The following is a 25,918-nucleotide window of genomic DNA, read 5'->3' on the forward strand; positions in this document are numbered from 1 at the left end:
AGTCTCGTAAACGTTTACGACGCTCTGCGCAAAGAGGAGTTTGCGAAAGAGTCCGGGGAGATGAGATGACATTCAATGCCGTTTTATGCGGGTGCGGAGCCATGGCCAAAGGCTGGTTGCGCGCCATTCAATCCACGCCGGAAATCGCCGGCGCGATCAGGATCGCCGGGCTGGTCGATCTGAACGAGAACACGGCCCGCGCGCTTGCCGAAGAATTCGCCCTCACCGACGCGGTCATCGGCACGGATCTGCGCGAGGTTCTCGCTAAAACGAAAGCCGACATCCTTTTTGATATCGTCATCCCACAGGCACGCTTCGCCGTGGTTGAGGCCGGCCTTGAGGCCGGGTGCCATGTGCTCAGCGAAAAGCCGCTTGCCGCCTCGATGGAGGAAGCCGCCACGCTGGTCGAACTGGCGAAAAAAGCCGGTAAAATTCATGCCGTGGTACAAAACCGGCGATTTATCGCCGGTATCCGGCGCCTGCGCCGTGCACTGGAAGACGGCATCGTCGGCGATCTGACGGCCATCCATTGCGATTTCTTCCTCGGCCCGCATTTCGGTGGCTTCCGCGAGGAGATGAAGAACGTCCTGCTTCTCGACATGGCGATCCATACCTTCGATGCGGCCCGTTTTGTCGCCAATGAAAAACCCCTCTCCGTCTTCTGCGTGGAGAAGAACCCGGCCGGCTCATGGTATGCCCATGGCGCAAGCGCCAACGCCATTTTCGAGTTCTCGAATGATGTCGTCTTCACCTATCGCGGCTCCTGGTGCGCCGAAGGCGAGCGGACCAGCTGGGAAGCGCGCTGGCGACTGATCGGCTCCAAGGGCATGATCCTCTGGGATGGCGAAAACCATTTCTCCGCCTCCGTGGCCGGCGACGAACAGGGGCTTCTGCGTGGCTCTAAGACCGTAAACGTTTCCGAAGCCATTTCCGAGAAGGACACGCGTGGCCATGCCAGCGTCATTCTCTCGTTCCTTCAATCCATCCGCACGGGTGAGATGCCGGAAACGGCCTCCTTCGACAACATCAACAGCCTTGCCATGGTGATCGGCGCGATTGAAAGCGCCCGCCTCGGCCAGCGTGTTTCCATTGCAGCATAAGGACTGAAAGACGTGAGCAATCCGGCAACATCCATCCGCATCGGCACCATGGTCAGCGCCACCAAGGGACAGGCGGCCGAGCGCATCGGCCAGATCGCCGATCTCGGCTTTGAAAGCTTCGAGCCGTTCTTCTGGCAGACGACCAACGGCCAGGACCTTGCCGAACTCGGCAAGCGCTGCCGCGAGGCGATCGGCGAGCGCGACATCACCATCAGCACGCTCGGAATGTTCGGCAATCCGCTGGAAGAAACCGACATCGACCTTGAGACATTGCAGGGCTGGAAAGACTGCATCGACAATGCCCATCATTTCGGCGCGACCTGCGTTGCGGGGTTTACCGGCCGGCTGCGCGGCAGGCCGCTGCCGGAAAGCCTTCCCCGATACAGGCAAATCTGGAGCGAGCTTGCAAAACGCGCCGCCGACAAGGGCGTGAAGATCGCCTTTGAAAACTGCGCCATGGATGGCAACTGGCAGACCGGCGACTGGAACATCGCGCACAATCCCGACGCATGGGAACTGATCTTCAACGAAACCCCGGACGAGCATATCGGCATCGAATGGGAGCCCTGCCATCAGATGGTCTATCTGATCGACCCGCTGCCGCAGATCCGCAAATGGGCGGACAAGATTTTCCACGTGCACGGCAAGGACGCGACCATCCGCTGGGACGTCATTCGCGAGCACGGCATTTTCGGCAAGGAAAAATTCGTCTTCATGCGCACGCCGGGCTTCGGCGACAGCAACTGGACGGACATTATTTCCGAACTGCGCCTCGCCGGCTGGTCCGGCTCCATTGATATCGAGGGCTGGCATGACCCCGTCTATCGCGATGCGCTGGAAATGACGGGCCAGGTGCATGGCCTGAACTATCTGAAAAAATGCCGCGGCGGCGATTTCGTCGTCGATCCGACATAACGGAAGCCTTTTGGGAGAAGGTTTTCGAAAATTGCAGAGACGATAACCAAGAGGAGGAGATTATGGGTATCGCGAAATGCATGATGGCCGGCGCGTTTATGCTGGCGGGCGTATCCGCCGGCGCTATTGCGGCGCAGGCAGAAGATGTGACGTTGACCCTCTGGTCGCTGGATCGCGATATCCAGCCCGCGCCGAACCTCATCAAGGAGTTCAACGCGCTCAATAACGGCATCAAGATCGAATACCGGCAATTGCAGTTCGATGATGTGGTGAGCGAATCCATGCGCGCCTATTCCACCGGCAATGCGCCCGACATCATCGCCATCGACAACCCCAACCACGCCATGTTCGCCGCACGCGGCGCCTTTCTCGATGTGACCGACATGATCGCCAAGTCGGATGTCATCAAGACAGAGAATTATTTTCCGGGACCGCTGAAATCGGTGATGTGGGACGGCAAATATTTCGGCGTGCCGAAGGCCACGAACACGATTGCGCTTTATTACAACAAGGACCTGTTCAAGGCCGCAGGGCTGGACGCAGCAAAACCGCCGCAGACCTGGGACGAGCTGGTGGAAGCGGCCCGTAAGCTGACCGACCCCTCGAAGAATATTTACGGCATCAGCTTCAGCGCCAAGGCGAATGAAGAAGGGACCTTCCAGTTCCTGCCCTGGGCGCAGATGGCAGGCGCGACCTACAAGAACATCAATACCGAGGGTGCGGTCAAAGCGCTCGAAACGTGGAAGCTGATGCTGGATGAAAAGCTGGCATCGCCGGATACGCTGACGCGCAGCCAGTGGGACTCCACCGCCACCTTCAACGCCGGCAACGCCGCCATGGCCATTTCCGGCCCATGGGAAATCGACCGCATGCTGAAGGACGCCAAGTTTGACTGGGGTGTCGCTTTGCTGCCGGTGCCCACACCCGACGCCCCGCGGTCTTCGGCCATGGGCGACTATAACTGGGCGATCTTCTCCAAGACGAAACATCCGGAAGAGGCCTTCAAGGCAATCGAGTTCTTCGCCTCAAAGGACAAGGACATGTTCAAGAACTTCGGCCAGTTGCCGGCGCGCTCGGATATTCCGGTTCCGCCCACGGGCAATGCGTTGAAGGATGAGGCGCTGAAGACCTTCGTGGAACAGCTGAAATATGCGCAGCCGCGCGGCCCCTCGCCCGAATGGCCGAAGATTTCCAAGGCGATTCAGGATGCCATTCAGGGTGCGCTTTCGGGCCAGATGACGCCGAAAGCCGCGCTCGATCAGGCCGCTGAAAAGATAAAGCTGGTCGAAGGCTGATCCGGGCGGGCGGCCGGGTTCTCCGGCCTCCACCCAAGGAGTTCCTCCCGGTGGGGCTGCCTGCCGCGACAAGCGGCGGCGGCCCCGACTGGAGCTTGCGAGGATGTTTCATGAAAAAACTGTTTTCCAGCGTCAGTGACGGTCGCGGTTTCGATATCGTCCTTGTCGCCTTTCCTTTGGGCTTCCTGTTCGTCATGGCGGGGCTGCCGCTCATCTACAACATCGTCATGAGCTTTCAGGAAGTCGACATGTTCAGCCTGGGCACCTTCGTGCGCCCCTTCGTCGGCTTCAAGAACTACATCGATCTGTTCCGGCAGCCGGAAACACTGCCGATCCTTTTCAACACCGTCACCTTCGTCGTAGCCTCGATTGCCGGGCAATTCGCTATCGGCTTCGGCCTGGCGCTGTTCTTCTGGGTCAATTTTCCCGGCGCCACCTGGCTGCGCGGCCTTTTTCTCGTGTCCTGGGTCATGCCCGGCCTCGTGGTGGGCGCTATCTGGAACTGGATCCTGTCCGGCGATTTCGGCGTGTTGAATTTCTTCCTGCGGGAAAGCGGCCTGATATCGGGCAATATCTTCTGGCGCTCCGATGCGAATTTTTCGCTCTGGGCCGTTGTCATCGCTAATATCTGGCTCGGCACCTCCTTCAACATGATCCTGCTTTCCGTCGGCCTCGCCTCCATTCCCGGCGATCTCTATGAAGCCGCGGAGCTGGACGGTGCCAATGCCTGGCAGCGCTTCTACACCATCACCCTGCCGATGATGCGATCCACCATCGGCGCGATCGTTTCGCTCGGGCTGATCTTTACGCTGCAGCAATTCGATCTTTTCGCCGCCATTACCGATGGCGGGCCGAACAACAGCTCCAACGTGGCACAATATTGGGCCTGGGACCTGTCCTTCCGGCAATATGATTTCGGCAAGGGCGCCACGATCTCCGTCATCATGATCGTTTTCGTCATGCTGGCCTCCATCGTTTATGTGCGCTCCACACGGCATGAGGTGCGCGGATGAGCATCACGACCCGCAACCGTCTGATGCTGGCCATCGCCATCGTGCTCGCCATCATCTACCTCTTCCCGCTTTACTGGATGTATCTGACCTCGCTCAAAAGCGGCTCGGAAATGTTCGCCAATCCGCCCGCCTTCTGGCCCACGGATCCGCAATGGCAGACCTATGCCTATGTCTGGAACAGCCGCAACATGGGCCGATACCTGTGGAATTCGGTGCTGATCGCCTCCAGCGCAGTGCTGCTGATCACCATTCTCGGCGTCGGCTGTGCCTATGTGCTGGCGCGCTATCGCAATGTCTGGGTGGATATCGGCCTGTTCCTCATCCTCATGCTGCAGGTTCTGCCGGCATCGCTGATGATCACGCCGATCTTCGTCGGCTTCTCGCAATTCGGGCTTCTGGATTATCCGCGTCTGTCAGTCATCCTCGCCATCGCAGCGAAAAGCATGCCCTTCTTCGTGGTGCTTGTGCGCGCCACCTTCATGGCCGTGCCGCAGGAACTGGAAGAGGCCGCACTTGTGGATGGCAATTCCCGGGTCGGCGCGTTTTTCAACATCGTGCTGCCGCTTGCCCGAAACGGCATTCTCGTCAGCGCCATCCTCATCTTCATGCAGGCCTTCGGTGAATTCGTCTATTCGAAATCGATGATCCAGGCGGCCGAATTGCAGCCAGCGAGTGTCGGCCTCAATTCCTTCATGGGCCCCAATACCAGCGAATGGAACAACATCATGGCCTATGCGACCATGTATGTGACGCCCATTCTTGCCCTCTTCATTCTCTTGCAGCGCCGCATCGTTTCCGGCCTGACCTCAGGAGCACTCAAATGACCCTTCAGATCGAACTTTCCGGCGTCAACAAATATTACGGCGCCTTTCATGCGCTGAAGAACATCAACCTTTCCATCAAGAAGGGCACTTTCGTCGCACTTGTCGGCCCGTCGGGCTGCGGCAAGTCCACGCTTCTGCGCTCGCTTGCCGGGCTGGAGACCATATCGGCCGGCGACATGCGCATTGCCGGCACGCTCATGAACGGCGTGCCGCCGCGCAAGCGCGATGTGGCCATGGTGTTCCAGTCCTATGCGCTCTACCCGCATATGACGGTGGAGGAAAATCTCACCTATTCGCTGCGTATGCGCGGCGTCGCCAAGGCCGAGGCCCGCAAGGCGGCGGAAGAAGTTGCGGCCACGACCGGTCTTTCAAAGCTGATGAAGCGTTATCCGCGCGAACTTTCCGGCGGCCAGCGCCAGCGCGTGGCCATGAGCCGGGCGATCATCCGCAACCCGCAGGCCTTTCTGTTCGATGAGCCGCTTTCCAATCTCGATGCGGCGCTGCGCGTCCACATGCGCAAGGAAATCCGCGCGCTGCACGATCGCCTGCATGCCACTTCGGTCTACGTCACGCATGACCAGATCGAAGCGATGACCATGGCCGATCATGTCGTCGTCATGCGCGATGGCGTGATCGAACAGCAGGGCACGCCGCTGGAACTATACGACCGCCCGGCCAATCGTTTCGTTGCGGGCTTCATCGGCTCGCCGGCCATGAATTTCATTCCGGCGACCGTCAGCCCGGATGGCGCATCCCTTCAGCTCGTGTTCGGCGAAGGCGAGCCGCAGCAATCGATCGGGAATCCGGCCTCCCTGCCGCCCGGCAAAGATGTGATCGTCGGCATCAGGCCGGAACATATCCGGCCGGCCGCAGCAGCCGGGGCGGCATTGGTGCTGCCGGTTTCCGCGGTGGAGACGACCGGCTCGGCCACTTTCCTCACCACGGGAACCGCCACCGAACTGGTCATCGCGGTGCAGGGACGCAGCGCGGTCAAAGCCGGTGAAACGATCGGCCTCGACATCGACCCGTCCGATATGCATTTGTTCGATGCGGAAACAGGCGTCGGCCTCCTGACCCGTTGAGCGGCGGTTTTGCCGGCTGTTTCCTCCGCCGGCAAACACGAAGCGTGGAGTCGAATGACCATGAACGGGAAAACAGCGTTCCTTATCGGCGCGGCCATCCTCATCGGTCTTGTCGTCATCCAGCTCAAGGATGTCCACATCGCCATCGGGGAGCGCGCCATGGGAGGTTATGACGGTTCGAGCAACCCGGAAGCGGCCTCCCGCGCCGAGCGGGAGGCAAAGGAGGCCGCCGCGCGTGCCGAGGCCGCGGCAAACGCGCTGGAGCCGCAAAACTGACCAGACAGTCTTCCGCCTTTCAATGCGCGGCGTCGATCATGGCAATCCAGCCGGCGGCCCGGCGCGCAGCATCCGCAAGCACGGGTTTCGGCGCCTTGTACCATTCGTTCTCCGGCAGCTCGCGTTTCAGACGAACGAAGCCGATGGCGTCATCCAGCGTCGGAAACTCCATTGGCAGCGTGAGGTGCAGGAAAAGAGCGACGACGGCGACGGAACGCGAACGTCCGCCCCGGCAATTGATGAGCACGTTGCCACGCTCCCGCCGGGGATAGGAAGGCTTGTCGGGCAATATCTGCTCCAGCGCCGCTCGCAGGATATAATGGGCCGCAACCATCTGGGTATCGGGATTTCCACTCCCGTCGATCAGGCCGATCTTGTAGTAGCGGATTTCGCCCGGCCCATAGACGCTGCCTTCGTGGTCGGAAACGACCTGTGACTGCTCCACGAAATTGAAATCCAGATTGACGGCGCAATTGACGACGGTGGTAATGCCGTTCTGGCGTAGTAGATTGAGGTCGCTCGCCCCTTCCTTGCCGGAAATGAAGAGATCGACACCGTAAAGCGGATGCTGCTCATAGATGCGGCTAAGCTTCGGCAGCTCGCCTGTTTCCTGCTCTCGGAATGGGGTCGGTCGCGATTGCGGCATGTCATGTCTCCATCGGCGTCTATACGGCCGCCGTCATCTATTGCGTCTTCAGGCCTTCGCGGCCGACTGGTTCAGTCGTATCGCCGCATTGGCGATGCGGCTTTCGGATATGGATCGCGCCACCCGCTGCAATGTCGGATAGCTGGCCCCCTCACCCGTGGCGATATAGCCCGGGCAAAGGAAATCGGCGGAACCTTCCGCCACCTTTCCGAGGGTCAGCGGCTCATAGGTTCCGCCCGCGTTTTTGAGAATGAGAATGGCGGCTGCCACATCCCAGGCATTGACGCCGAAACCGGCGGCCGCATCCGTCCAGCCGGCCGCGACATGGGCAATGCTGAGCGCAGCGCTGCCGGGCCGGCGCAATGTCGAAAAGGTCTCGGCAAGAGTGCCGAAATTGGCGAGTGCCGCTTCCCGCCCATCCAGCCGGAAATCGCGCGAGACGGGATAGCCTGTGATGAGCGTCGCCCGCGTCTCATCTGCAACGCTGCGGGAATGCAGCCTTTCGCCATCAAGATAGGAGGTTTTGAGATCGGCGGAAAACATCTGATCCGCCACGGGATCGTAAACCGCGCCGGCGACGGCTTCTCCATCGATGACGGCAGCGATGGACACGCACCAGAAAGCAAGGCCACGGGCGAAATTTGCCGTGCCGTCGATGGGGTCGACATACCATTGAACCTCACCGCTACCGATCTGGCCGCCCTCCTCGCCCATGATCGCCGAATTGGGCTCCCGTTCGAGAATGACGGCGCGGATGGCAGCCTCGGCGCGCTTGTCATGGATGGTCACGATATCGTGGAGATCGACCTTGTAGTCCACCGCCATATCCGACCGAAACGCCGCCAGTAGCGGATCGCGCACGGCACGCGCCGCTGTTTCCGCGATCTTCATCAACCGCACAGAGCGGGAAAACGCATCCTTGTCTCCAGGTTTCCGTTCGCTCAATGAAGTCTGCATCGGCATGTCCAGTCCGTTCGTTCGCAAAAAGGAGGAGGCGGCGCGGCACGGGCCGCGCCAGCCGGGGTTATTTCGTATAGTTGACGCGCCAGAAATCCTGCCATTCCTCGCGGCGGTCGAAATCATCGAGACCGGTGGCGGAATCGTAGCCCATCAGCCGATCGGCGACCTTCATCAGCCCCGAAGGTTCGTCATCCGGCATCTTGATGTCGGTATTGGTCGGCAGCTTGCCGTCTTTCATCTGCGGGGCGATGCCCTCTTCCGTCAGGACGTAATGGATAAAGAGCTTGGCCGTGTTCGGGCTTCTGGTCTTGGAGGCCATCAGGCCGAGCTTGATATAGGTCCAGCCGACCCAGGGATCGAGATCGGTGCAGAGGCCGAGCTTGTAGCCCTTGTCGGCATTGTCGCGAAACTTGGCCGAACTCAGCAGGCCGAAGAAGGGCTGCTTCTGACCCGGCGCGCCCACCGCCTCCGCCACCGGATCGTCGCCATCGGTGGCGAGCGGACCATTCGCGGCCAGCGCCTTGATCCAGGCGGCTGCCGCACCCTTTTCCTCCATCTCCTTGCCGAAATGGGCCTTGTAGGCTGCCGCCACCTTTTCATTGCCGTGGGCTTCAAGCTGGTTGAACCAGTCCGTATAGGTGCTCTTGCTGAGCGGATCGACCATGGCGACCTTACCTTTCCATTTCGGCTCGGTCAGTTCCCAGATATTCGTCACCGGGCATTTGTCATAGGCTTCGGTATTATAGGCCCAGACGTTGGCATTGGTGGAAATGGCCAGCGGGTTTTGAAACTGCGTCGGGATTTTCGAGGTCATGTCGCCCGGCAGATAATTCTCGACGAAACCTGCCGGCAGAAGCTGGGCGAGCGCCGATGGCGCATCGGTAATCAGCACCACATCGCCCTGCACATTGTTCGACTGGCTTTCGCGGATAATCATCTCCAGCTGGCTATTGGCGGAAACCTTCACTCCCGTCGCCTTCAGCCCGTATTTGGCGCTGAATTTATCGGCCATCTCAACGATCTTGCCGGTACTGTCATAGATGTTGATCGGCTTCTCCTGCTTCGCAGCCGCAAGAACAGCATCGAGATTGAAAGTCTCTTCAGCAGCCGCGGTCAGTGCGGAAACGCCCATAATCGCTGCAGCTGCGGCCATGGCCGAGGCGGCCCTCAAATTGGTTCTTCGCATCGTCTCCCCTCCCAAGGAAAAGACAGGCGGGCTCGCACCCGCCTTCCGATTATTTTTTGTAGTTCACACGCCAGAAATCCTGCCAGACTTCGCGCTTGTCGAGGTCGTCGGCCGCCGTTGCGGCGTCGAAAGCCATCAGCTCATCGAGATGATTGGCGACCTTCGAGGGCTCATCCGCCGGCAGGGCTATTTTCATATTGCCGGAGAGTTTGCCGTCAGCGGTCTGCGGCGCGATGCCTTCTTCCGTCATCAGGTAATGCAGGAAAAGCTTCGCCGCATTCGGGCTTTTCGTTTGCCCGGCAATCAGCCCGAAACCGGGATAGAGAAAACCGGAAAATGGCTTTACGCCGCTGCAAAGACCGAGCTTCAGCCCCTTGGCCTCGTTGTCACGATACTTCGCTACCGAAGTGATGACGAAGAAGGGGTCGGCCTGCCCCGGCGCACCGGCCGCATCCGCCACCGAACTCGAATCCGTCAGCAGCGGTGCATTTTCGGCAAAGGCTTTCACCCAGGCCGCCGTTGCGCTTTTTTCGCCCGTCTCCAGCTTCTTGCCGTAAAGGTCCTCATAGGCCCTGGCGACATCGGCATCGTGATGGGTTTCGATCTGGTTGAACCAGTCGGCATAAAGCGGCTTGTCGAAGAGATCGAGCATGGCGAGCTTGCCCTTCCACTTCGGCTCCGTCAGCTGCCAGATGTTGGTGACCGGGCATGTGTCGTATTTCTCGGTATTGTAGGTCCAGACATGCGGATCCGAGACGACCACGAGCGGATCGCGCAGCTTTTGCGGAATATCGCCTTCGAGATCCGGCGGCGTCCAGCTGGTGGCGATGCCTTCCGGCAGAAGCTCGCCCATGGCGGAGGCGACATCGGTTGCCACACTGACATCGCCGACGACATTGCCCGCCCGATGTTCGCGGATCATCAACTCGACCTGCGTTGCCTCGTTCACCTTCTTGCCGCTCGCCTGCACGCCGTATTTGGCGGTGAAGGCCTGTGCCGTATCGACGATCTTGCCGGTCACCGCATAAACCGTGATCGGCTTTTCCTTCTTCGCGGCGTCGATGAGCGCATCGAGATTGAAGGCATCCTGCGCATGGGCGGCCCCGCTGAGTGCTAGCGAAAAGCCGAGGCAAAGTGCGGAGGCGGTCCTGCGCCGCCTGCGCTCATTGCCATTCTTGTTCTGAGTAGTGATCGTCACCAGATGGTCCCCCCGTTATTTTTTGTAGTTCACACGCCAGAAGTCCTGCCAGGTTTCACGCGCGTCCCAGTCCTCAAGGCTGGTCGCCATGCTGTAGGGCAGAATGTCATCGAGAACGGCGCCGATACCCGACGGCTCATCCGCAGGCAGGCTCACCTCTTTGTTGGTCGACATCTTGCCGTCGATCGCCTGCGGCGCGATGCCTTCGGCGGTCATGATGTAGTGAATGAAGAGCTTCGCCGCATTCGGGCTGTTCGTGCCCTTGGTGATCAGCCCGACACCCGGATAGAGCCAGCCGACCCAGGGTTTCAGCTCCTTGCAGAGGCCGAGTTTCATGCCCTTCTCGGCATTGTCGCGGAACTTCGCCGAGCTGATGAGGCCCATGAAGGGCTCCTTCTGGCCGGGAGCGCCAACGGCTTCGGCAGCGGCCGCATCGGCGTCGGTCAGCAGCGGAGCGTTGGCGGCGAGCGCCTTCACCCAGGCCGCAGTCGCGCTCTTTTCCCCGGTTTCGAGGTCCTTGCCGTAAAGCGCCTTATAGGCCGCCTTCACCTCGCCGTCGCCGTGGCTGGCCATCTGGTTGAACCAGTCGACATAGGAGGCCTTGCCCAGCGGATCCTGCATCGCCACCTTGCCCTTCCACTTCGGGTCGGTCAGTTCCCAGATATTGGAAACGGGGCATTTGTCGAAAAGCTCGCTGTTATAGGCCCAGACATTGGCGCTGGTGACGACGGTAAGCGGGTCCTGATATTCCGGGGGAATATTGCCGGCCATATCCGGCGGCAGCCAGCTTTCGACGAAACCGAGCGGAATAAGCTGCGCCATCGCCGCAGGCGCATCGCTGATGATCGAGACATCGCCCTGAATATTGTTGGCGCGCGCCTCGCGGATGATCATTTCCAGCTGGGCCGAAGCCTTCACCTTCGCGCCCTCTGCGCCGACACCATATTTTGCCGCGAAGTTCTTCGCCATTTCGACGATCTTGCCCGTGCTGTCGTAGACGGTGATCGGCTTTTCCTTCTTCGCCGCCTCGATCAGGGCATTGAGGTCGAAAGGTTCTCCGGCCTTCGCCGCGCCGCCAAGCGTTGCGGCGATCGCCGTTGCGCATAACAGCCGGCCCAGGCCCGTCATTGTCCGCTTCATACTGATTCTCCTTCAGCCGTCTCGGCGGCGTTTTCAGTTGTAGGTGCTGTTGCGCAGAATGGCGTCCGCCTCGGTGATGCGCTGCCCCCTCACGTCAAAGGCGTGCAGGGCCTCGGGCGGCACGTGGAAAAACACGCGGTCGCCACTGTCGATACGCGGCAGGGAATGGGTGGTCAGGAACAACGTATGGTTCTCGCTTCTGAGTTCGAGAATCCAGCTACCGCCGGTCGGCAGCACGCCGGTCACCGTCATCTCGCCGGACAAGCTGCCCTGCGGCACATCCTCGGGCTTCATCGCATAACCCATCGCCTCTGGTCTCATGCCGATCGAGGCGATGCCGCGCAGTTGCGGATAACGCGTTGCGAAATAGGCTTCCGCCCTGTCGGCTATATCCGACACGCCGGGCTGGCCGAAGGTCAAGATGTTGATCGGCGGGCTTCCTACGAATTCGGCGACGAAACGATTGGCCGGACGGTCATAGATATCGTTCGGCGCGCCCATCTGCTGCAGCGTGCCCTCGTTCATGACGGCGATGGTGGTGGCAAGCGTCATGGCTTCCCACTGGTCATGCGTCACGAAGACGATGGTGGTCTTGAACTCTTTATGCAGCCGCTTCAGCTCGGCGCGCATTTCCAGCCGCAGCCGGGCATCCAGATTGGAGAGTGGTTCGTCCAGAAGCAGAACGCCGGGATTGACGGCAAGCATGCGGGCTAGCGCGACGCGCTGCTGCTGGCCGCCGGAAAGCTGTGACGGGTAACGATCGCGATATTTGGCAATGTCGAGCGCCTGCATGACGCGCTCGACACGGGCTTCACGTTCGGCTTTCGGCAACTTGCGCAGGCGCAGGCCGAAATCCGTGTTGCGCTCGATGGTCAGATGCGGCCACAGAGCATAGCTCTGGAAGACCAGGCCCATTTCACGCTTTTCCGGCGGCACGAAGATGCCTTCGGTAACGGAATCGATCACCCGGTCGCCGACGCGGATTTCCCCACCGGAGAGGTTTTCAAGGCCGGCGATCATCCGCAGCGTCGTGGTCTTGCCGCAGCCGGAAGGGCCGAGCAGACACATGAACTCGCCGTCGCGAATTTCGAGATCGAGATCGGAAACCGCATTTGCGGAATTCACACCATAGTTTTTCTGCGCACCGCGCAGGTTGATGGTAGGCATCAGCTTCCAAGTCCTTCTGCAAGATTTGTGCGGGTCAGCTTCTGGGCCAACAGCGTGCCGAAATAGGCGATGGCGGCGATGATCAGCACCACGGCGTTGGCGGCCTGCGTGTAGTGATAGTCGACCAGCCGCAGCGAATAGGTGGTCAGAACATCCGTGCTTGGCACGGCCAGGATCACGAAGAGGCTCAAGCCCTTGATGCCCGAAATGAAGGGCAGGAGAACCCCGGTCACCAGCGATCCCTTCTGGATCGGGATCACGATGGAGATCATGCGGCGGAACCAGCCCGCGCCGGCGATCTGGGCCGCCTCTTCCGGATCCTTTCCAAGCTGCGTCATGGCCGAAATGCCGGCGCGTGAGGCATAGGGCATCTGGTCGGCAATCAACGCCAGGATGAGGATCGTCACCGTGCCATAAAGCGCCGGCATCGGCCCGCGCGGAACGGCAAAGAGTGACAGATAGGCGGCGGCAAAAGCGATGCCGGGCACGAGATAAGGCAGGAACGTCACCTGTCGCAGATAGACCGACAGGGCCCGCACCGGCGTGCGGATGACGACATAACCGACAAGCAGGCCGAGAATACCCGATGTGAGCGAGGCAAGACCGACGATCATCATCGTGTTTTTCGCGGCTGCCCACAGATCGGGGCTCAGGAGCACGCCCGTCTGCAAAGCCACGGTGTTGAGATTGCTGCCGATCCAGTAATCGAGCGTGAAGTTGTCGAACGTGAAGCGGGCCGGCATTTTCATGACGGTCGAAAGCGCCAGGGTCAGAAGCGGCAGACCGACGCTGAGGATGAAGATGGCAGCCGCAAAGCCGGTTGCCGGAAGCCGCATCTTGCCGAGACGGCTCTGCCGGTTCATCGAACCCTTCGAACCGATGGTCACGAAACGGCGGGCTTCGCGAACGAGGCGGGCGTCAATCATGAGCGTAATGATGCCGATGAGCATGATCGAGGCCGCAACGACGCCGGCAACGCCGGTCTGGCGCGAAGCAATGCTGCGGAACAGCGAGGTGGACAGGACCTCGAACTTCACGGGCAACCCGAGAACATAGGGCACGCCGAACTCGCCGAGGCACTTCGCGAAGATCAGCACCATGGAAGAAAGCAGCGCCGGGCGCATCAGCGGCAGGATGACCTGCAACGCCACCTGATAACGATGGGCGCCGAGAATGCGGGCGGAATCTTCAAGCTGCGAGTCGAAGCGGCGAAGCGCCGAGCCGAACAGCAGGATGACGAAAGGCGTGTAGTGCAGGGCAAGGATAATGGTGATCGGGAAACGCCCATAAGCCACCCAATCCGGCGGAGTGAGGCCTATCGCCTCGAACCAGCCGGGCTGACCACCAACGGTGCGATTTTTAAACAACGTCGTCCAGGCAAGCGCAAAGGTCCAGGCCGGCAGCATATAGGGCACGATCAAGGCGGTGGCGAACCAGCGACGGCCGAACATGTCCGTCCGGCTGATAAGCCAGGCGAGCACGGTGCCGATGACGAGCGAAAGCGCAATCGCCCCGAATGCCACGGTCAGCGTATTGAAGAGCGGACGCCAGAAAAGATCCGATGCGACGGGCGAAAAAAACGCCCTGTCGAGATAATAAAGCGTGAGATCGCCGACATCCTTGCCGAGGCGCCGTTCGTGGCCGAACTGGACGCGGACGGCGTCGAGAATGATCGAAATGATCGGAACGACGATCAGATAGGTGAAAAGCAGCGCCGTCAGGACGCCGATCAGCGTCGTCGGTTCCCTGAGCGCGACCTTGAGACGATACCGCCAGGCCTGCCATGCCGAAGGCGCGGTCGCCTGGGGACTTCCCAGCGCCTCCGCCTTCGTCGATTCGCTTAAAAGAGCCATTATCTCTCCCCATATGGCCACGCAATTGCCGCCACACGCCGGCAAGCACCCGCCTTCGCGCGACCCGCGGAACAGGCGGCGCGTGCGTTGACCTTCAGCAATGCGTCAATGCTTCACAAGCGGGCGTCCAGCCCACAAATAACGATGATTCAGCTCCTCCCGAAAACATCGCCGGCAAGGCCGATGTAGAATAAAAATTCCATATCTTCCTTGACCTTGGAATGCATGATCCGTCTTAAAAGACATTTTGTCAATGAAAAAATGCACACGTGATCACTAACTTATTTATTTGTTTTAAAATGGTTTTTTGTCACAAAACTGTAATTTTTTAACGAGCTTGCGTGGGAAATGTTTTTTCCCTTCATGGCGACAATGGAACGGATGAGACATTTTCCTGGAATGCAGGCGGCCTTTTCTCCGCGTTGCCGAGCGCGGGTGAAAAATTTCAATTGGAATAGCCGACATCATATGGCCTGTGATATCAGGCATAGGATTTCGCAACGGGGGAGTTGAATGGCGAGAGGGTTCGTGACGGCCGAAGAAGTGGCGAAAAAGGCCGGGGTTTCGCGCTCCGCCGTCTCGCGTACCTTCACACCCGGCGGCAGCGTATCGAAGACCGTCCGGCGCAAGGTACTGAAAGCCGCGCAGGAACTCGGCTACCGCGTCAACCGGCTGGCGCAGGGCCTCAATAATGACCGCTCCAACCTCATCGGGGTCGTCGGCGCCAACCTCAGCTCCCCCTTCATTTCAAAGCAGCTCGATCTCCTCAGCATCGGCCTTCTGCGTCGTGGCCTGCAATGCCTGCTGCTGAATGCGGCGGATGCCCGCAAGGACATTGCGCCGCTGATCGAGCTTCTCTTCGAATTCCGTGCGCAGGCCATCGTCGTTCTCTCCGGCGAACCGCCGGCCTCGATCGTCGATGAATGCATCGCCAATGGCGTGCGGCTCATTCTCATCAATCAGCGTCTTGATCGCACCGATACGAATATGGTGCTGAGCGACGATTCCCGCGGCGCCGATCTTGCCGCCATGCGGCTTGTGGAAGCGAAATGCAAAAAGGTCGCGGTCATTTCCAGCGGCAGCCAGACGCCGGCACAGTTGCGCCGCGCCGCCGCCTTTACGCAGCGCATGACCATCGAAGGTATCGAGGTCGTTCCATGGTCCGGCGGGCCGACGAGCTATGACAGCGGTTATCAGGCCGGCTGCGAGTTGCTATCCGACAAGACGATAGACGGCGCTTTCTGCGTGACCGATCTGCTGGCGCTCGGTTTCATGGACGCCGCGCGGCTGGAAATGGGCCGACGGGTGCCGGAAGATCTCTCGATTGTCGGCTTCGACGATATTCCGCAGGCGGGCTGGAAAAGCTACCAGCTGACCACCGTTGCCCAATCCTTCGATGCATTGACCGAGAAGGTTTTAACCGCGCTCGATAGCGATGAGCCGGAAACCCGGCTTCAGGTCGTACCCGTTTCCATGGTCGAGCGTATCACCGCGCGCTAGAGCAAATGCGTTCCGGGCATAAGCCGCCGTGCGGCTTTACCATATCCCCTAACCGACCTGCTTGATACGACTTTCGATAAGAAGGCCGCTTTCATCGAGGATCGGATGGGCGACGGCGGCAATATGGGCGTTGATGCGTTTCAGATCGCGCAACATGTCGAGATGCACCGAGCTGGTCTGAATGCTGTCAGCCCGCCCGTCGCGCAGGCGCTGGAGATGGCGCTCCGACGACTGCTTTTCGAGGCGCCGCACATCTTCCTTCACCTCCACCAGCCGGCGTGCAAGCGCGGCATTGCGGGTTGCGAAGACGGATTGCGCCATGCGGATATTGTCGAGAGTGACGGTAAAAAGACGCTCAAGCTCGCTCTTGCCATCATCGGAAAACCGCAGTCCGAGATCGATCTTCTTGGCGATTTCCGGGCGGATGCCTTTGTCGATGATATCGCCGATATGTTCGAGATTGATGGCATATTCGACGATATCCATCGCACGCCTCTGGTCTTTCCCGCTCAAGCCGTCCTGCCCCACCTTCGAGACATAGACCTTAATGTCGTGCTGTATCCGGTCGACCCGGCCTTCCAGCGCGCTGATATCATTGAGTTTCGCAACGTCGCTGTCACGCATGGCTTCGCCCGCCTGCCGCAGCATGCGCTCGATCAGATCGCCGACGAGAAGGACCTCGCGGCTCGCGCCGGCAAGGGCGGCAACCGGCTGATCGAGATCGTGGCTGTCGAGATAGCTGCGATGGCTTTCACTTTTCTCTTTTTCCGGAAGCAGCGCCGTCGTTACCCGCAGCAACAGCGGTGAGAGCGGCCAGGCGATGGCGGCGACGGCCAGGTTGAAGAAAAGATGCGCATCGACCGCGAGATTGGCGTGAGAAAAAGGCGACATCTCCAGCAGCGCAGCGCCATATCCGGCAAGAGGCAGCGCCGCGAGACAGCCGATTGCCCTGACGATGAGGTTGCCGACGGCCACCCGGCGCGCTGCAACCGGTGCTCTCAGCGTCGCCAGCACCGGCGGCACCGCGCCGCCGAGATTGGCGCCGAGCACCAGAACGATCACGAGGCTCGTTTCAACCCCGCCGCTTGCGGCAAGCGACAGAATGAGAACGACAATCGCCAGACTGGAGGAGGCGAGCGCGGCCAATACGGCGGAGAAGATCAGCGCCACCGGCCAGGCATTGCCGAGCATGCCGATGAAGAGACCGAGCGCCGGCGATTGCCTTATGGGATCTGTCGCAGCCGAAAGAAGATGCAGCGAAAGCAGCATCAGGCCAACACCGGCGAGCGCCGCACCGGCCCCCTGCCGTTGCACCGATTTTCCGCGTGACAGGACAACACCGGCAAGGATGAGCATTGGCGACAGCCAGCCAAGCCCAAGCGCCACAATCCAGGCGGTCATCGCCGTGCCGACATTGGCCCCGAGCAACACGATCTGCGCCATGGCCGGCGCGACGAGGTCCTTTTCGACGAAGGAGGCAACCATCAACGCCGTGGCGGTCGAACTCTGCAGAGCGATTGTCGCCACGAGACCGGCGATGAAAGAACGAAACCCGCCCCGCGTGCCGGCCGCAAGGCCGATGCGGAGCCGGGCGCCGAAGGCGCGCGACATTCCGTCCTTGATTTGCCCAAGGCCGAAAAGCAGCAGCGCCACTGCGCCGAACAGATTGATGCTGACCACGACAGATTCCATCGGATCACCCCGCTTGTCATCCTCGCCGCCGGTCTGGGTTCAGCCCCAGCATGGCGGCCGCGCTTGTTGCAAACACCTCAGATCAAACCGCAACCCGTTCATGCTGCGGTACAAGCCCAAGTTTCAGATCGCGCGGGCTGCCTTCGGCACGCTCGAGAAACAGGCCGAGGGCTCCGAAGAAGATTTTGAGAAAGCTTTCGACCGAACCATCGTGACGATCCGGCTCCCGGCCGAAGCGCTCCGCCAGCGTTCGGTAAAGGGAAAGCCGTTGCGGCGCTATATGCGGCAGCGCCAGACCTGCGCCCTGGCGCAGGCAATACCAGTCGGCAATCAGTTCGAACATCGGCAGGTCCGAGAGGACAGCAGCATCAGACGAAGATCGGCCTTCCCCTCCAAGCAGGCCGAGAACCTCCCGAACGCTTTTATCGGCGATTGCCGTGACGACCTCGGCCGGCCATTCCTTGGGGAAATAACGGTGCCTGATCAGCGCCCGCTTGTGGCCCAGCAGAAATTCACCGTAATTGCCGGCGGCAAAAGCCCGGTCGTTTGCCTCGTCCGTCAGTGCGGTTTCCTGTGCATAACCATCGCAAATGCGGCCATTGACCGGCAGGGCAGCCATCTCCACCGTCTCGACAAGGATTGCCTGCCGCGACGGGTGAACGACCTTGAAGGCGGGTGGAAAGGCGACGAGCGACGGCACGGCGATATTGGTGAGCGAATTTTCGCCTTCCCCGCGACGGGTCACGCCTTCCACGTGCAGGTGCCCGCTGAAATGAACGGCAAGCCCGGCCTGTAACAGCGCATCCTCCACCGCCTTGCGCGGCGTGCGGCGCACGACGTTGGTTTCACCGAACAGGGCGCCTTCCGCACCGCTTGCGCCATCGAAAGGATCGAGCGCCGGATAGTGGGAAAAGCCGAGCAATGTCTTGCCGTGCCGCTCCGCCCTGCGGCGCACATCAGCGATCCAGTCGACGAGGAAGGGCTTGCAGCGCAAAAGCGCATTCCAGCCACCGGAGGTGCTGTCGATGAAAGCCGCCTCCTCGCCCGCTTCGAACTCACCATCGAGCGGCTCGAAAATATTGGCGTCGATCATCAGCAGCCACAGGCCCGGCTCCGGCTCGACCAGATAGGAGGCATCCATCAGGCGGTAGACATTGCGCCCATCGGGTGAGCGCACCGCGTACAGCCGGTCCTCCGGCGCATCGGAAACACCGAAAGGGGTTTCCCAATGCAGATAATCCGGCTGGCGGAAATAACCGAAAACCGCCATAGGGCAAAGGCCTGCAGGATAGCCTTCGCAATACATCCCGTCGTTCACGACGACGCGCTCACCGGCCCGCCGCGCATCGCTTGAAACGGAAAGGCATTTGCCGTTCTCCGTCAAAAACTCCTTGGTATGGTGCCGGCCGCGCGGGCCGAAAATATCGTGGTTTCCGGGCAATGCGTAGAAGGCCGTGCCGTGGGCGTCGCTGTGGCTTTGCAGGATGTTCTTCAGCGTTTCGGTCGTCACCCGCTGGCCATCATCGGTATAGTCGCCAAGCAGCACCACATGGCGAATGCCGCGCTGCCGCACCTCTTCCAGCGCCGCATGCAATGCATCGGCGCTTTCATTGAAAACCCGGGTGGATTCACGCGTATCCGACCAGCTGCGCATGGTGATGCGCTGGCCGTCGATTTCGATGCCGGGAAATCCGAAATCGGCTGCCGTGTCATGAAAATGCGCGTCTGCGATGACGGCAACGGAGGGAAGCGTGCGTGTCAGCATGGTTGAGCGGTCTTTCTGCCCTCGACCATGTCGATCCAGTCGGAGGCACGGCGGGCGGCGGCGTAAAGCATCGGTTTCGGCGTCTCGAACCATTCGTCAGGCCGCAATTCCCGCTTCGTGCGGATCACGGCCAGCGCATCGTCGATGGTCGGATAGAGATCCGGCTGCTGCTTGTGCAGGAAAAGCGCCACCAGTGAGACGGAACGGCTGCGGCCGCTGCGGCAATTGACGAGCACATTGCCGCCATCGGCAAAGGGATAGGTTTCCCGCTTCGGCATGGTCTGGCGAAGCGCGCCGTCGAGAATGTAATAGGCGCCCAGCATCATGGTGTCGGGGCTGCCCTCACCATCGATAAGGCCGAGCTTGTAATAACGGATATCGCCATAACCCACGGCGCGCCTGTCGCCCTCTTCCTCCGCCGCCTGCACGAGATTGATATCCAGATTGACGGCGCAATTAACGACGGTGGTGATGCCATGCCGGCGCAGGAGCCCGAGATCGCTCGCACCATCGCTGCCGCCAATGTAAAGCGCGGCATTGTGCGGGCCGAGCCCTTCCGCGATCAGACTGATTGCGGGCCGGGCATAAACGGGTCCATCCATTTCATTCCTCCACATGCATGAAGCACGAGGCCCCCTCTGCAAAAGGGCCACCGCCATAAATCACGCCGATACCGCCCGCGGACGATCCGACAGCTGCCGCGCGGCGAGCGCTATATTCGATGCCTGGCTGACGCCTTTGGCAACACCGGCGGCTGCGGCCAACACCGGCCCGCCCTCCCGGAGACTGCCGATTTCCAGAAAAGGGCACACATCGCCGCCAGCTTCGCTGACGAGTAGCAGCCCCGCAAGACAATCCCATGAATTCATGTGCAATTCGAGATAGCCATCGGAACGGCCATCAGCCACATAGGCAAGCGCCAGCGCGCCGGAGCCGGCGCGGCGGACATTGGCGCCCATATCGAGCAGGTTCCTGACGACATCCAGATAGGTCGCATTCGCGATACGGGTGGACCACCCCATCTCGATCGAAGCGGCATCGAAGCGCTCCGTTTCCGCAGTCCGGATCGGTTGCCCGTTGCGCGTCGCTCCCTCGCCGCGACGGGCGAAATAAAGCTCGCCAAGGGCGGGACTATAGATCGCCCCGATTTCGGTCTGGCCGTTTTCGACATAGGCGATGGAGATGCAGAAATGCGGAATGCCACGGGCAAAATTGGCGGTGCCATCGATGGGATCCACGACCCAGACGCGCTCACCGATCTCACCGCCGCCCTCTTCCCCGAAAAAACTGTCTTCCGGGAAAGCGGCCGTGATCGCGCCGCGAATATGCGCTTCCGAGGCAGCATCCGTCACCGTTAGAAAATCCTGCGGCCCCTTCATCGAAAAGCTGCGCGTCGCCTCGCCCTGAAAACCCTTCAGCACCAGTTCGCCGGCGGAAAGAATAACGCTGCGGCACAATTCGGCACGCGCCGCCAATGTATCGGGATAGTGGATCGAATCCATGCGCAAGAACCATTTTTCAAAGTTTGAACACGCGTTCATATTGCACGCGCGTTCAAACTTTTCAAGGGGCGTTGAAAGGGAGCTAACGGACATTGGAAGCTGGCGGGCCGATCATGCCAATTCGATGGAGTCGCCGCAACTCATGGCATGAAGCAAAGGGCTTCCTCCCCCATCAGGAATATCCCCGCAGGAAACATTTAATACTGAAAACATTGGAATGTTGCGAAACGCAGCGCCTACATCTTGCGGTTGATGCAGTTGTCTGTCGGTTAACCCTGTGTATTTCCAATGATGTAACGGGAGTTATGTTACGAATGCCGCTCTGTATTTGAAGAGCCATGAATGAAAATACTGACCGCCACACAAAAACTGCAGGACTTCATGTCCGTCCGGTCCGACAATCCTGATCTGCTGAAAGCACAGTACCGCGCTTTCACCAGACAGATGCCGATGATGTATTTCATCCTGCTTTCAAGCACATGGGCGCTTGCCGTGACGCATATGCAATTGGCGCCGCCTTGGCTCACCGTTGGAGTTCCCGCCCTCTTCACACTCGGCTGCACGCTCAGGGTCGCCTTCTGGTGGAGGACGCGCGGCATGGATCCCGAACCGCGGGTGGCGCATGCAGCCCTTCGGCGCACGAATCGCCTCGCTGCCGGCATCGCCATGGCATTCACGCTCTGGTCTTTCCTGCTGGTGCCCTACGGGGATGCCTATACGCAATCCCACGTCGCCTTCTATATGGCGATTACCGTCATTTCCTGCATTTTCTGTCTGATGTATGTGCGCTCGGCCGCCTTCACGGTGACGCTCATCGTCAATGGCGCCTTCATCGCCTTCTTTCTGGCGTCGCGGCAACCGACCTTCGTTGCCATCGCCATCAACGTTTTGCTGGTCTGCACCGGCATGATGTCCATTCTGCTGACCAACTACCGCAATTTCGAGCGCATGGTCATTTCACAACAGCGCACGGAAGCGCTCAGCAACGAAAACCTGCTGCTTGCCAATATCGACAGCCTGACGGAACTGCCCAACCGCCGCGCCTTTTTCGCTCACCTTGAGGCCGAACTCGAAAAAGCCAGGGCCAACGGAACCCGGCTGGCGCTGGGTGTGATCGATCTGGACGGGTTCAAGCCCGTCAACGATCTTTACGGACACTCCGTGGGAGACAGGTTGCTTGTCAATGTCAGCAAACGCCTCACCGCCAATCTGAAAACCAGCAGGGCCTTTCGACTGGGCGGTGACGAATTCGCCATCGTCGCTCCGATCATACCGGATGACGCGCAACTCGTCGCGAATGCCAATGCGATCTCCGAGCAGTTGAGGGCGCCTTACCATATGCCGGAAGGAACCGTGCATGTTTCCGCTTCCATGGGAATTGCCGTGTTCCCAAACCTCGCCTCAACGCTCGAACAGCTTTTCGACAGGGCGGATTATGCCCTTTACCACGCCAAGAAAACCCGGCGTGGCGATGCCGTTCTGTTCGATGCGGAGCACGAAAAGCAGATCAATATCGAAGCCCGCGTCGAGCACCTGCTCAAACAGCGGGATATGGAAAACGAGCTTTCGGTGGTGTTCCAGCCGATCGTTGATATACGCGACGGAAGGACGTCAGGGTTTGAAGCGCTGGCGCGCTGGCACAGCCCGGTTCTCGGGCATGTGCCGCCTTGCCAGTTCTTCCCCATCGCGGAACGGGCCGGCATCGTCGGCTCGCTGACGCGGCCGCTTCTCAAAATGGCGCTCGCCTCCGCCGCCACATGGGAGCCTTCCCTGCGCCTGTCGTTCAACCTTTCGGCCCAGGACCTTAATTCCCATGAGGGCGTGCTTTCCCTGCTCGGCATCATCGAAAACAGCAGCTTCGATGCACGACGGCTGGACCTTGAAATTACCGAGACGGCTTTTGCCCATGATTTCGAGCAGGTGAGGCAATCGGTCGAAATGCTGCGCCGCCTCGGCTGCGGCATATCGCTGGACGATTTCGGCACCGGCTATTCCAGCCTGACGCGACTGCATGCATTGCCGCTGACCAAGATCAAGATCGACCGCAGCTTCGTCACGGACCTGCACGAAAAACCGGCCAGCTACAAAATCGTAAAATCCCTTCTCACCCTCAGCCGCGACATGGGACTGGAATGCGTGGTGGAAGGGGTGGAAACACCCGCCGAGCTAACCGCACTCGAAGGCCTCGGCGCCACGCTGGTACAGGGCTACATCTATGCACCGCCGCTTCGGGAAGAGGATGTCGGTGCGTTTCTTTCGGGCCAGGCGAGTCCCAAACATCGCACCCAATCCATAGCTCTCAAAAATCCAAACAAGGCTTGGTGGTAAGCTCCGATGCGCTCCCAAGTAAAACTTCCCCAGCGCCGGAATAGACATCACCGATGAGCCAACCTGGGTCAGGGATACATCAAGCGCCAAAGAGATGATACGTGCCTCATCAAGGACATGCAGCCCTATTGCAGCGTCCCGGTGGCGGCCCATGTGTCTCGGCATTGCGGTTCGCCACTGTAGTTGTCGGGGGGAGGCTCATGCCATTTCCCTCCCGGTGCACATTGCTGCGATCTTAGAAGGCCTCAGGCAGACCCCGCCGCATCAATAACATTCGAAGCTTTCGGAAGCTCGCAACTCAGAGATCTGGGTGTTCTATCCGCTCCCAAGCCTCACCATCGAAGCGGAAAACATCTTTCGATGCGACGACCCAAAGCACGTTTTCGATCACCTGCGCAAAAAACGGACCATTGTCGATAGACTCGTTATCATCACGATTGCTCAAGCGCGGAAGAGGAGGATCAAATCTGCCAAAACGTCCTGTCTTGGGATCATACTCATAAAGACCGCCGGGACGAACGCTCGCCGCCATGACAAGTTTTTCCCGATACGGAGTGATCATGTGAAAGAGATTATGCTGCTGCCGTAATGCGACAGGCGAAAATCCCCGCGCGTAACTTCCGTGTATGAGAACACCTTCTCTCCCACATATCCAGACACTGTCAGGATTCTCGATGTAAATTCCGGTCAAAGCGGCTACCGGAATTGGAATTTTCAGTTCGTGCAACTCATTACCATCCCAGAAACAAAGGACCGGTTTGGTACCGGGCCCCTCCTCCCCGCAAAGATAGATGGCTTCTTCCGACAACCCGTTTATGTCAAAGAACAGTATATCGCGGGAGGCTGGATTGAGGGCCGACCGAGTGACCCATTCCTGCCATTCCGGAGAAAGAAATTCCGGCTCTTTTTCAGGCTTTGCTTCCTCCTGCGCATTTGGGTTCAGCAACAATTTATCGGTCAGGAGACGCCAATCATTGTTCCCCTGGCGCACATAGATTTGTCCTCCTTCTCCGCAGGCATATAGATGCTGGCCGATCTCACGAATACGAGTGAGACGCCCATAACCTTTCGAATCTTCACTCCAACTACCGGCTCCCTGAATTTTCTCCTGAAAATTCTCCTTCCAGTAGGTGTGATAAACGTCACCCTCCGACGACAGCAAAACGAAATAACCATCTGGCGTAGCGTGCTCAGCGCTATGATACACAGTCATGCTTTGAATATGGAAACCGAAGTCGGAATACGTCCAGTCCTGCGGCGGCACGTCGTCACGATCATACCGATAAAATCGGCCATCAGGATCGAAAGGTTCAGCATTGTCTCTCGTTGCGACAACGGCGAGCGTTTTGCCCGACCTCGCATATGCTCTCGTGAAATCGATAGGCAGCTTGGTTTTCATGGTTTTCTGGTCGCTCCTTCAACAGCTCCAGACTTCAAAGCCGATATGGTTTCTTCAGGAAGGGGAGGATATTGTTTAGCTCGTAAAAGCTGGAACGGATTTTTTCCAGCATATTGGGTCGTCAGGGCCGCCATAATCTCTTTTGCACAATCGGGCCTCACGCTTATCATAGCCTGGGCCGACGCCTGAACTACTTTATGTAAGGGTGCCGTAAAAGGTGGCGTTGAATTTCTACCGGCATTTTCGATCGCCTTGTCCGCCAGATGACCACCCCAGTGCTCGGTTTGCTCTACCCGGGCATTCCCAATAACACATATAGCCATACCATCATTAAGGCTGGGCATATTCGGAATGCGCTTATCGGCCTCCTCTCTCGCGCCATAACGAAGCGTCCAGTCCGGAACTATATGGTGAGCCTGCATGCCGTACTGACCGCAGACGCTCTTCATCTTGCCGTAACGGTCGACCTGACACTTCTTGCGGTATTCGTCCCGATCGGAGACACGTACGGTTTCGCTCTGGGGTAATGCCTGTGGCCGACTTTCTGGTTCCTCACGCACTCGCTGCCGATGTCGACGGAGCTCCTCCATCGCCCAATCCCGCATCTCCCAGCTATCATGTCCGGCGTCGACACCCTCGTCGAACATTTCTTTGATCCGCCGCTCCTGATCGTCCCGTGGGACGACGTCAGACAGATTTGCACCATTATCGGGGATAAGGACGCTTGATAATATCCCGATGACATTTAGGCGGCGGGCCCAAATGCCCGCCCTCGCGAGACGGCCAACTTTTGCAAGATCGCTCACAACCCTGTGAGGCGGGGTACGATACCACTGAGGCGCTCGGGCGGGTCCCGGGGTTATCACCCTTCCCGGACCACGAGGAACAGTCTGGGGGACAGTCGGCCTTGTCGCCGGCATTCCTCCGCGAAGTGCTTGCGCAGAGTTTTGAGCTGCCCCAGTCGTCGCTGCGGCAGCCGATCCGGCATAAGCGTATTTCTCACCCTCTTTAAACGGCTCGGGCGACGCATCGCTCATAACCCGGCCTTCGTCCGACCCGTCCTGCCATCGGAGCGAT

22 protein-coding genes are annotated in these 25,918 nt (G+C 59.5%); 9 read left to right on the forward strand and 13 right to left on the reverse strand.

From position 1 onward, the window contains the following. The first annotated feature begins 65 nt into the window (after positions 1 to 65). From RAC79_RS20190 to RAC79_RS20220, 7 genes are all read left to right on the forward strand, one after another. Positions 66 to 1,100, forward strand: a complete 1,035-nt coding sequence (locus tag RAC79_RS20190) for a Gfo/Idh/MocA family protein (RefSeq protein WP_374997472.1) — start codon at positions 66 to 68, stop codon at positions 1,098 to 1,100. Positions 1,101 to 1,112: 12 nt separating this feature from the next. Further along, positions 1,113 to 2,015, forward strand: a complete 903-nt coding sequence (locus RAC79_RS20195) for a sugar phosphate isomerase/epimerase (protein ID WP_078053304.1) — start codon at positions 1,113 to 1,115, stop codon at positions 2,013 to 2,015. 62 nt (positions 2,016 to 2,077) lie between these two features. Next, the gene (locus tag RAC79_RS20200; protein WP_374997473.1) at positions 2,078 to 3,310 is read left to right on the forward strand and encodes an ABC transporter substrate-binding protein; all 1,233 of its coding nucleotides are present in this window, start codon (positions 2,078 to 2,080) and stop codon (positions 3,308 to 3,310) included. A gap of 110 nt (positions 3,311 to 3,420) precedes the next feature. Further along, positions 3,421 to 4,323 carry a carbohydrate ABC transporter permease gene (locus RAC79_RS20205; protein ID WP_003504594.1) on the forward strand — a complete coding sequence of 301 codons (903 nt, stop codon included), beginning with the start codon at positions 3,421 to 3,423 and terminating at the stop codon, positions 4,321 to 4,323. Continuing rightward, a complete protein-coding gene (locus tag RAC79_RS20210; RefSeq protein ID WP_065655228.1) occupies positions 4,320 to 5,147 on the forward strand; it encodes a carbohydrate ABC transporter permease in 828 nt (275 codons plus the stop codon). Before RAC79_RS20205 ends, RAC79_RS20210 begins: the two co-directional genes overlap by 4 nt. Further along, on the forward strand, positions 5,144 to 6,229 hold the full coding sequence (locus RAC79_RS20215) for an ABC transporter ATP-binding protein (RefSeq protein WP_374997474.1): 1,086 nt from the start codon (positions 5,144 to 5,146) through the stop codon (positions 6,227 to 6,229). Before RAC79_RS20210 ends, RAC79_RS20215 begins: the two co-directional genes overlap by 4 nt. A gap of 60 nt (positions 6,230 to 6,289) precedes the next feature. Further along, complete coding sequence (locus RAC79_RS20220) at positions 6,290 to 6,505, forward strand: hypothetical protein (protein ID WP_374997475.1); 216 nt, start codon at positions 6,290 to 6,292, stop codon at positions 6,503 to 6,505. Between the two features lie 19 nt (positions 6,506 to 6,524). Here RAC79_RS20220 and RAC79_RS20225 read toward each other — a convergent pair whose 3' ends face one another. From RAC79_RS20225 to RAC79_RS20255, 7 genes are all read right to left on the reverse strand, one after another. Then, complete coding sequence (locus RAC79_RS20225; protein WP_220318216.1) at positions 6,525 to 7,151, reverse strand: dual specificity protein phosphatase; 627 nt, start codon at positions 7,149 to 7,151, stop codon at positions 6,525 to 6,527. A gap of 48 nt (positions 7,152 to 7,199) precedes the next feature. Continuing rightward, a complete protein-coding gene (locus RAC79_RS20230) occupies positions 7,200 to 8,114 on the reverse strand; it encodes an inositol monophosphatase family protein (protein ID WP_338808690.1) in 915 nt (304 codons plus the stop codon). A 61-nt stretch (positions 8,115 to 8,175) separates the two neighbouring features. Continuing rightward, entirely contained in the window at positions 8,176 to 9,297 is a 1,122-nt protein-coding gene (locus RAC79_RS20235) for an ABC transporter substrate-binding protein (protein ID WP_338808689.1), read from the reverse strand. Positions 9,298 to 9,346: 49 nt separating this feature from the next. Further along, a complete protein-coding gene (locus RAC79_RS20240) occupies positions 9,347 to 10,495 on the reverse strand; it encodes an ABC transporter substrate-binding protein (RefSeq protein WP_374997476.1) in 1,149 nt (382 codons plus the stop codon). A 15-nt stretch (positions 10,496 to 10,510) separates the two neighbouring features. Further along, positions 10,511 to 11,635, reverse strand: a complete 1,125-nt coding sequence (locus tag RAC79_RS20245; RefSeq protein ID WP_374997477.1) for an ABC transporter substrate-binding protein — start codon at positions 11,633 to 11,635, stop codon at positions 10,511 to 10,513. Between the two features lie 33 nt (positions 11,636 to 11,668). Then, positions 11,669 to 12,802, reverse strand: a complete 1,134-nt coding sequence (locus RAC79_RS20250) for an ABC transporter ATP-binding protein (RefSeq protein WP_374997478.1) — start codon at positions 12,800 to 12,802, stop codon at positions 11,669 to 11,671. Next, on the reverse strand, positions 12,802 to 14,655 hold the full coding sequence (locus RAC79_RS20255) for an ABC transporter permease (RefSeq protein WP_374997479.1): 1,854 nt from the start codon (positions 14,653 to 14,655) through the stop codon (positions 12,802 to 12,804). The genes RAC79_RS20250 and RAC79_RS20255 overlap by 1 nt, the downstream gene beginning before the upstream one ends. A 513-nt stretch (positions 14,656 to 15,168) precedes the next feature. On the opposite strand from RAC79_RS20255, the gene RAC79_RS20260 reads away from it, so the two are divergent. Next, positions 15,169 to 16,155, forward strand: a complete 987-nt coding sequence (locus RAC79_RS20260; protein WP_374997480.1) for a LacI family DNA-binding transcriptional regulator — start codon at positions 15,169 to 15,171, stop codon at positions 16,153 to 16,155. 48 nt (positions 16,156 to 16,203) lie between these two features. On the opposite strand, the gene RAC79_RS20265 is transcribed toward RAC79_RS20260, so the two are convergent. The 4 genes from RAC79_RS20265 to RAC79_RS20280 all read right to left on the reverse strand — a co-directional run bounded on the left by RAC79_RS20265 (position 16,204) and on the right by RAC79_RS20280 (position 21,114). Next, positions 16,204 to 17,847 (reverse strand): Na/Pi cotransporter family protein, encoded by a 1,644-nt coding sequence (locus RAC79_RS20265; protein WP_374997481.1) that lies wholly within the window; start codon positions 17,845 to 17,847, stop codon positions 16,204 to 16,206. Between the two features lie 82 nt (positions 17,848 to 17,929). After that, complete coding sequence (locus RAC79_RS20270) at positions 17,930 to 19,612, reverse strand: metallophosphoesterase family protein (protein WP_374997482.1); 1,683 nt, start codon at positions 19,610 to 19,612, stop codon at positions 17,930 to 17,932. Continuing rightward, positions 19,606 to 20,214, reverse strand: coding sequence for a dual specificity protein phosphatase (locus RAC79_RS20275; protein ID WP_078053311.1), 609 nt, complete (start codon positions 20,212 to 20,214; stop codon positions 19,606 to 19,608). The genes RAC79_RS20270 and RAC79_RS20275 overlap by 7 nt, the downstream gene beginning before the upstream one ends. A 60-nt stretch (positions 20,215 to 20,274) precedes the next feature. Then, positions 20,275 to 21,114, reverse strand: a complete 840-nt coding sequence (locus tag RAC79_RS20280) for an inositol monophosphatase family protein (protein ID WP_374997483.1) — start codon at positions 21,112 to 21,114, stop codon at positions 20,275 to 20,277. 342 nt (positions 21,115 to 21,456) lie between these two features. On the opposite strand from RAC79_RS20280, the gene RAC79_RS20285 reads away from it, so the two are divergent. After that, complete coding sequence (locus RAC79_RS20285; RefSeq protein WP_374997484.1) at positions 21,457 to 23,442, forward strand: putative bifunctional diguanylate cyclase/phosphodiesterase; 1,986 nt, start codon at positions 21,457 to 21,459, stop codon at positions 23,440 to 23,442. Positions 23,443 to 23,740: 298 nt separating this feature from the next. On the opposite strand, the gene RAC79_RS20290 is transcribed toward RAC79_RS20285, so the two are convergent. After that, complete coding sequence (locus RAC79_RS20290; protein ID WP_374997485.1) at positions 23,741 to 24,841, reverse strand: hypothetical protein; 1,101 nt, start codon at positions 24,839 to 24,841, stop codon at positions 23,741 to 23,743. Beyond that, positions 24,838 to 25,488 carry a hypothetical protein gene (locus RAC79_RS20295; RefSeq protein ID WP_174000448.1) on the reverse strand — a complete coding sequence of 217 codons (651 nt, stop codon included), beginning with the start codon at positions 25,486 to 25,488 and terminating at the stop codon, positions 24,838 to 24,840. The genes RAC79_RS20290 and RAC79_RS20295 overlap by 4 nt, the downstream gene beginning before the upstream one ends. Positions 25,489 to 25,918: the final 430 nt, after the last annotated feature.

The organism is Agrobacterium sp. LR_9 (genome assembly GCF_041954855.1).
GTDB lineage: Bacteria > Pseudomonadota > Alphaproteobacteria > Rhizobiales > Rhizobiaceae > Agrobacterium > Agrobacterium leguminum.

Excerpts from the sequence above, each read along its gene's own strand:
- RAC79_RS20260 (WP_374997480.1), top strand. The coding sequence starts at position 15,169 with ATGGCGAGAGGGTTCGTGACGGCCGAAGAAGTGGCGAAAAAGGCCGGG.
- RAC79_RS20275 (WP_078053311.1), bottom strand. The coding sequence starts at position 20,214 with ATGGATGGACCCGTTTATGCCCGGCCCGCAATCAGTCTGATCGCGGAA.
- RAC79_RS20270 (WP_374997482.1), bottom strand. The coding sequence starts at position 19,612 with ATGCTGACACGCACGCTTCCCTCCGTTGCCGTCATCGCAGACGCGCAT.
- RAC79_RS20245 (WP_374997477.1), bottom strand. The coding sequence starts at position 11,635 with ATGAAGCGGACAATGACGGGCCTGGGCCGGCTGTTATGCGCAACGGCG.
- RAC79_RS20265 (WP_374997481.1), bottom strand. The coding sequence starts at position 17,847 with ATGGAATCTGTCGTGGTCAGCATCAATCTGTTCGGCGCAGTGGCGCTG.
- RAC79_RS20230 (WP_338808690.1), bottom strand. The coding sequence starts at position 8,114 with ATGCCGATGCAGACTTCATTGAGCGAACGGAAACCTGGAGACAAGGAT.
- RAC79_RS20205 (WP_003504594.1), top strand. The coding sequence starts at position 3,421 with ATGAAAAAACTGTTTTCCAGCGTCAGTGACGGTCGCGGTTTCGATATC.
- RAC79_RS20215 (WP_374997474.1), top strand. The coding sequence starts at position 5,144 with ATGACCCTTCAGATCGAACTTTCCGGCGTCAACAAATATTACGGCGCC.
- RAC79_RS20235 (WP_338808689.1), bottom strand. The coding sequence starts at position 9,297 with ATGCGAAGAACCAATTTGAGGGCCGCCTCGGCCATGGCCGCAGCTGCA.
- RAC79_RS20200 (WP_374997473.1), top strand. The coding sequence starts at position 2,078 with ATGGGTATCGCGAAATGCATGATGGCCGGCGCGTTTATGCTGGCGGGC.
- RAC79_RS20210 (WP_065655228.1), top strand. The coding sequence starts at position 4,320 with ATGAGCATCACGACCCGCAACCGTCTGATGCTGGCCATCGCCATCGTG.
- RAC79_RS20280 (WP_374997483.1), bottom strand. The coding sequence starts at position 21,114 with ATGGATTCGATCCACTATCCCGATACATTGGCGGCGCGTGCCGAATTG.
- RAC79_RS20190 (WP_374997472.1), top strand. The coding sequence starts at position 66 with ATGACATTCAATGCCGTTTTATGCGGGTGCGGAGCCATGGCCAAAGGC.
- RAC79_RS20290 (WP_374997485.1), bottom strand. The coding sequence starts at position 24,841 with ATGAAAACCAAGCTGCCTATCGATTTCACGAGAGCATATGCGAGGTCG.
- RAC79_RS20295 (WP_174000448.1), bottom strand. The coding sequence starts at position 25,488 with ATGTTCGACGAGGGTGTCGACGCCGGACATGATAGCTGGGAGATGCGG.
- RAC79_RS20220 (WP_374997475.1), top strand. The coding sequence starts at position 6,290 with ATGAACGGGAAAACAGCGTTCCTTATCGGCGCGGCCATCCTCATCGGT.
- RAC79_RS20225 (WP_220318216.1), bottom strand. The coding sequence starts at position 7,151 with ATGCCGCAATCGCGACCGACCCCATTCCGAGAGCAGGAAACAGGCGAG.
- RAC79_RS20255 (WP_374997479.1), bottom strand. The coding sequence starts at position 14,655 with ATGGCTCTTTTAAGCGAATCGACGAAGGCGGAGGCGCTGGGAAGTCCC.
- RAC79_RS20285 (WP_374997484.1), top strand. The coding sequence starts at position 21,457 with ATGAAAATACTGACCGCCACACAAAAACTGCAGGACTTCATGTCCGTC.
- RAC79_RS20250 (WP_374997478.1), bottom strand. The coding sequence starts at position 12,802 with ATGCCTACCATCAACCTGCGCGGTGCGCAGAAAAACTATGGTGTGAAT.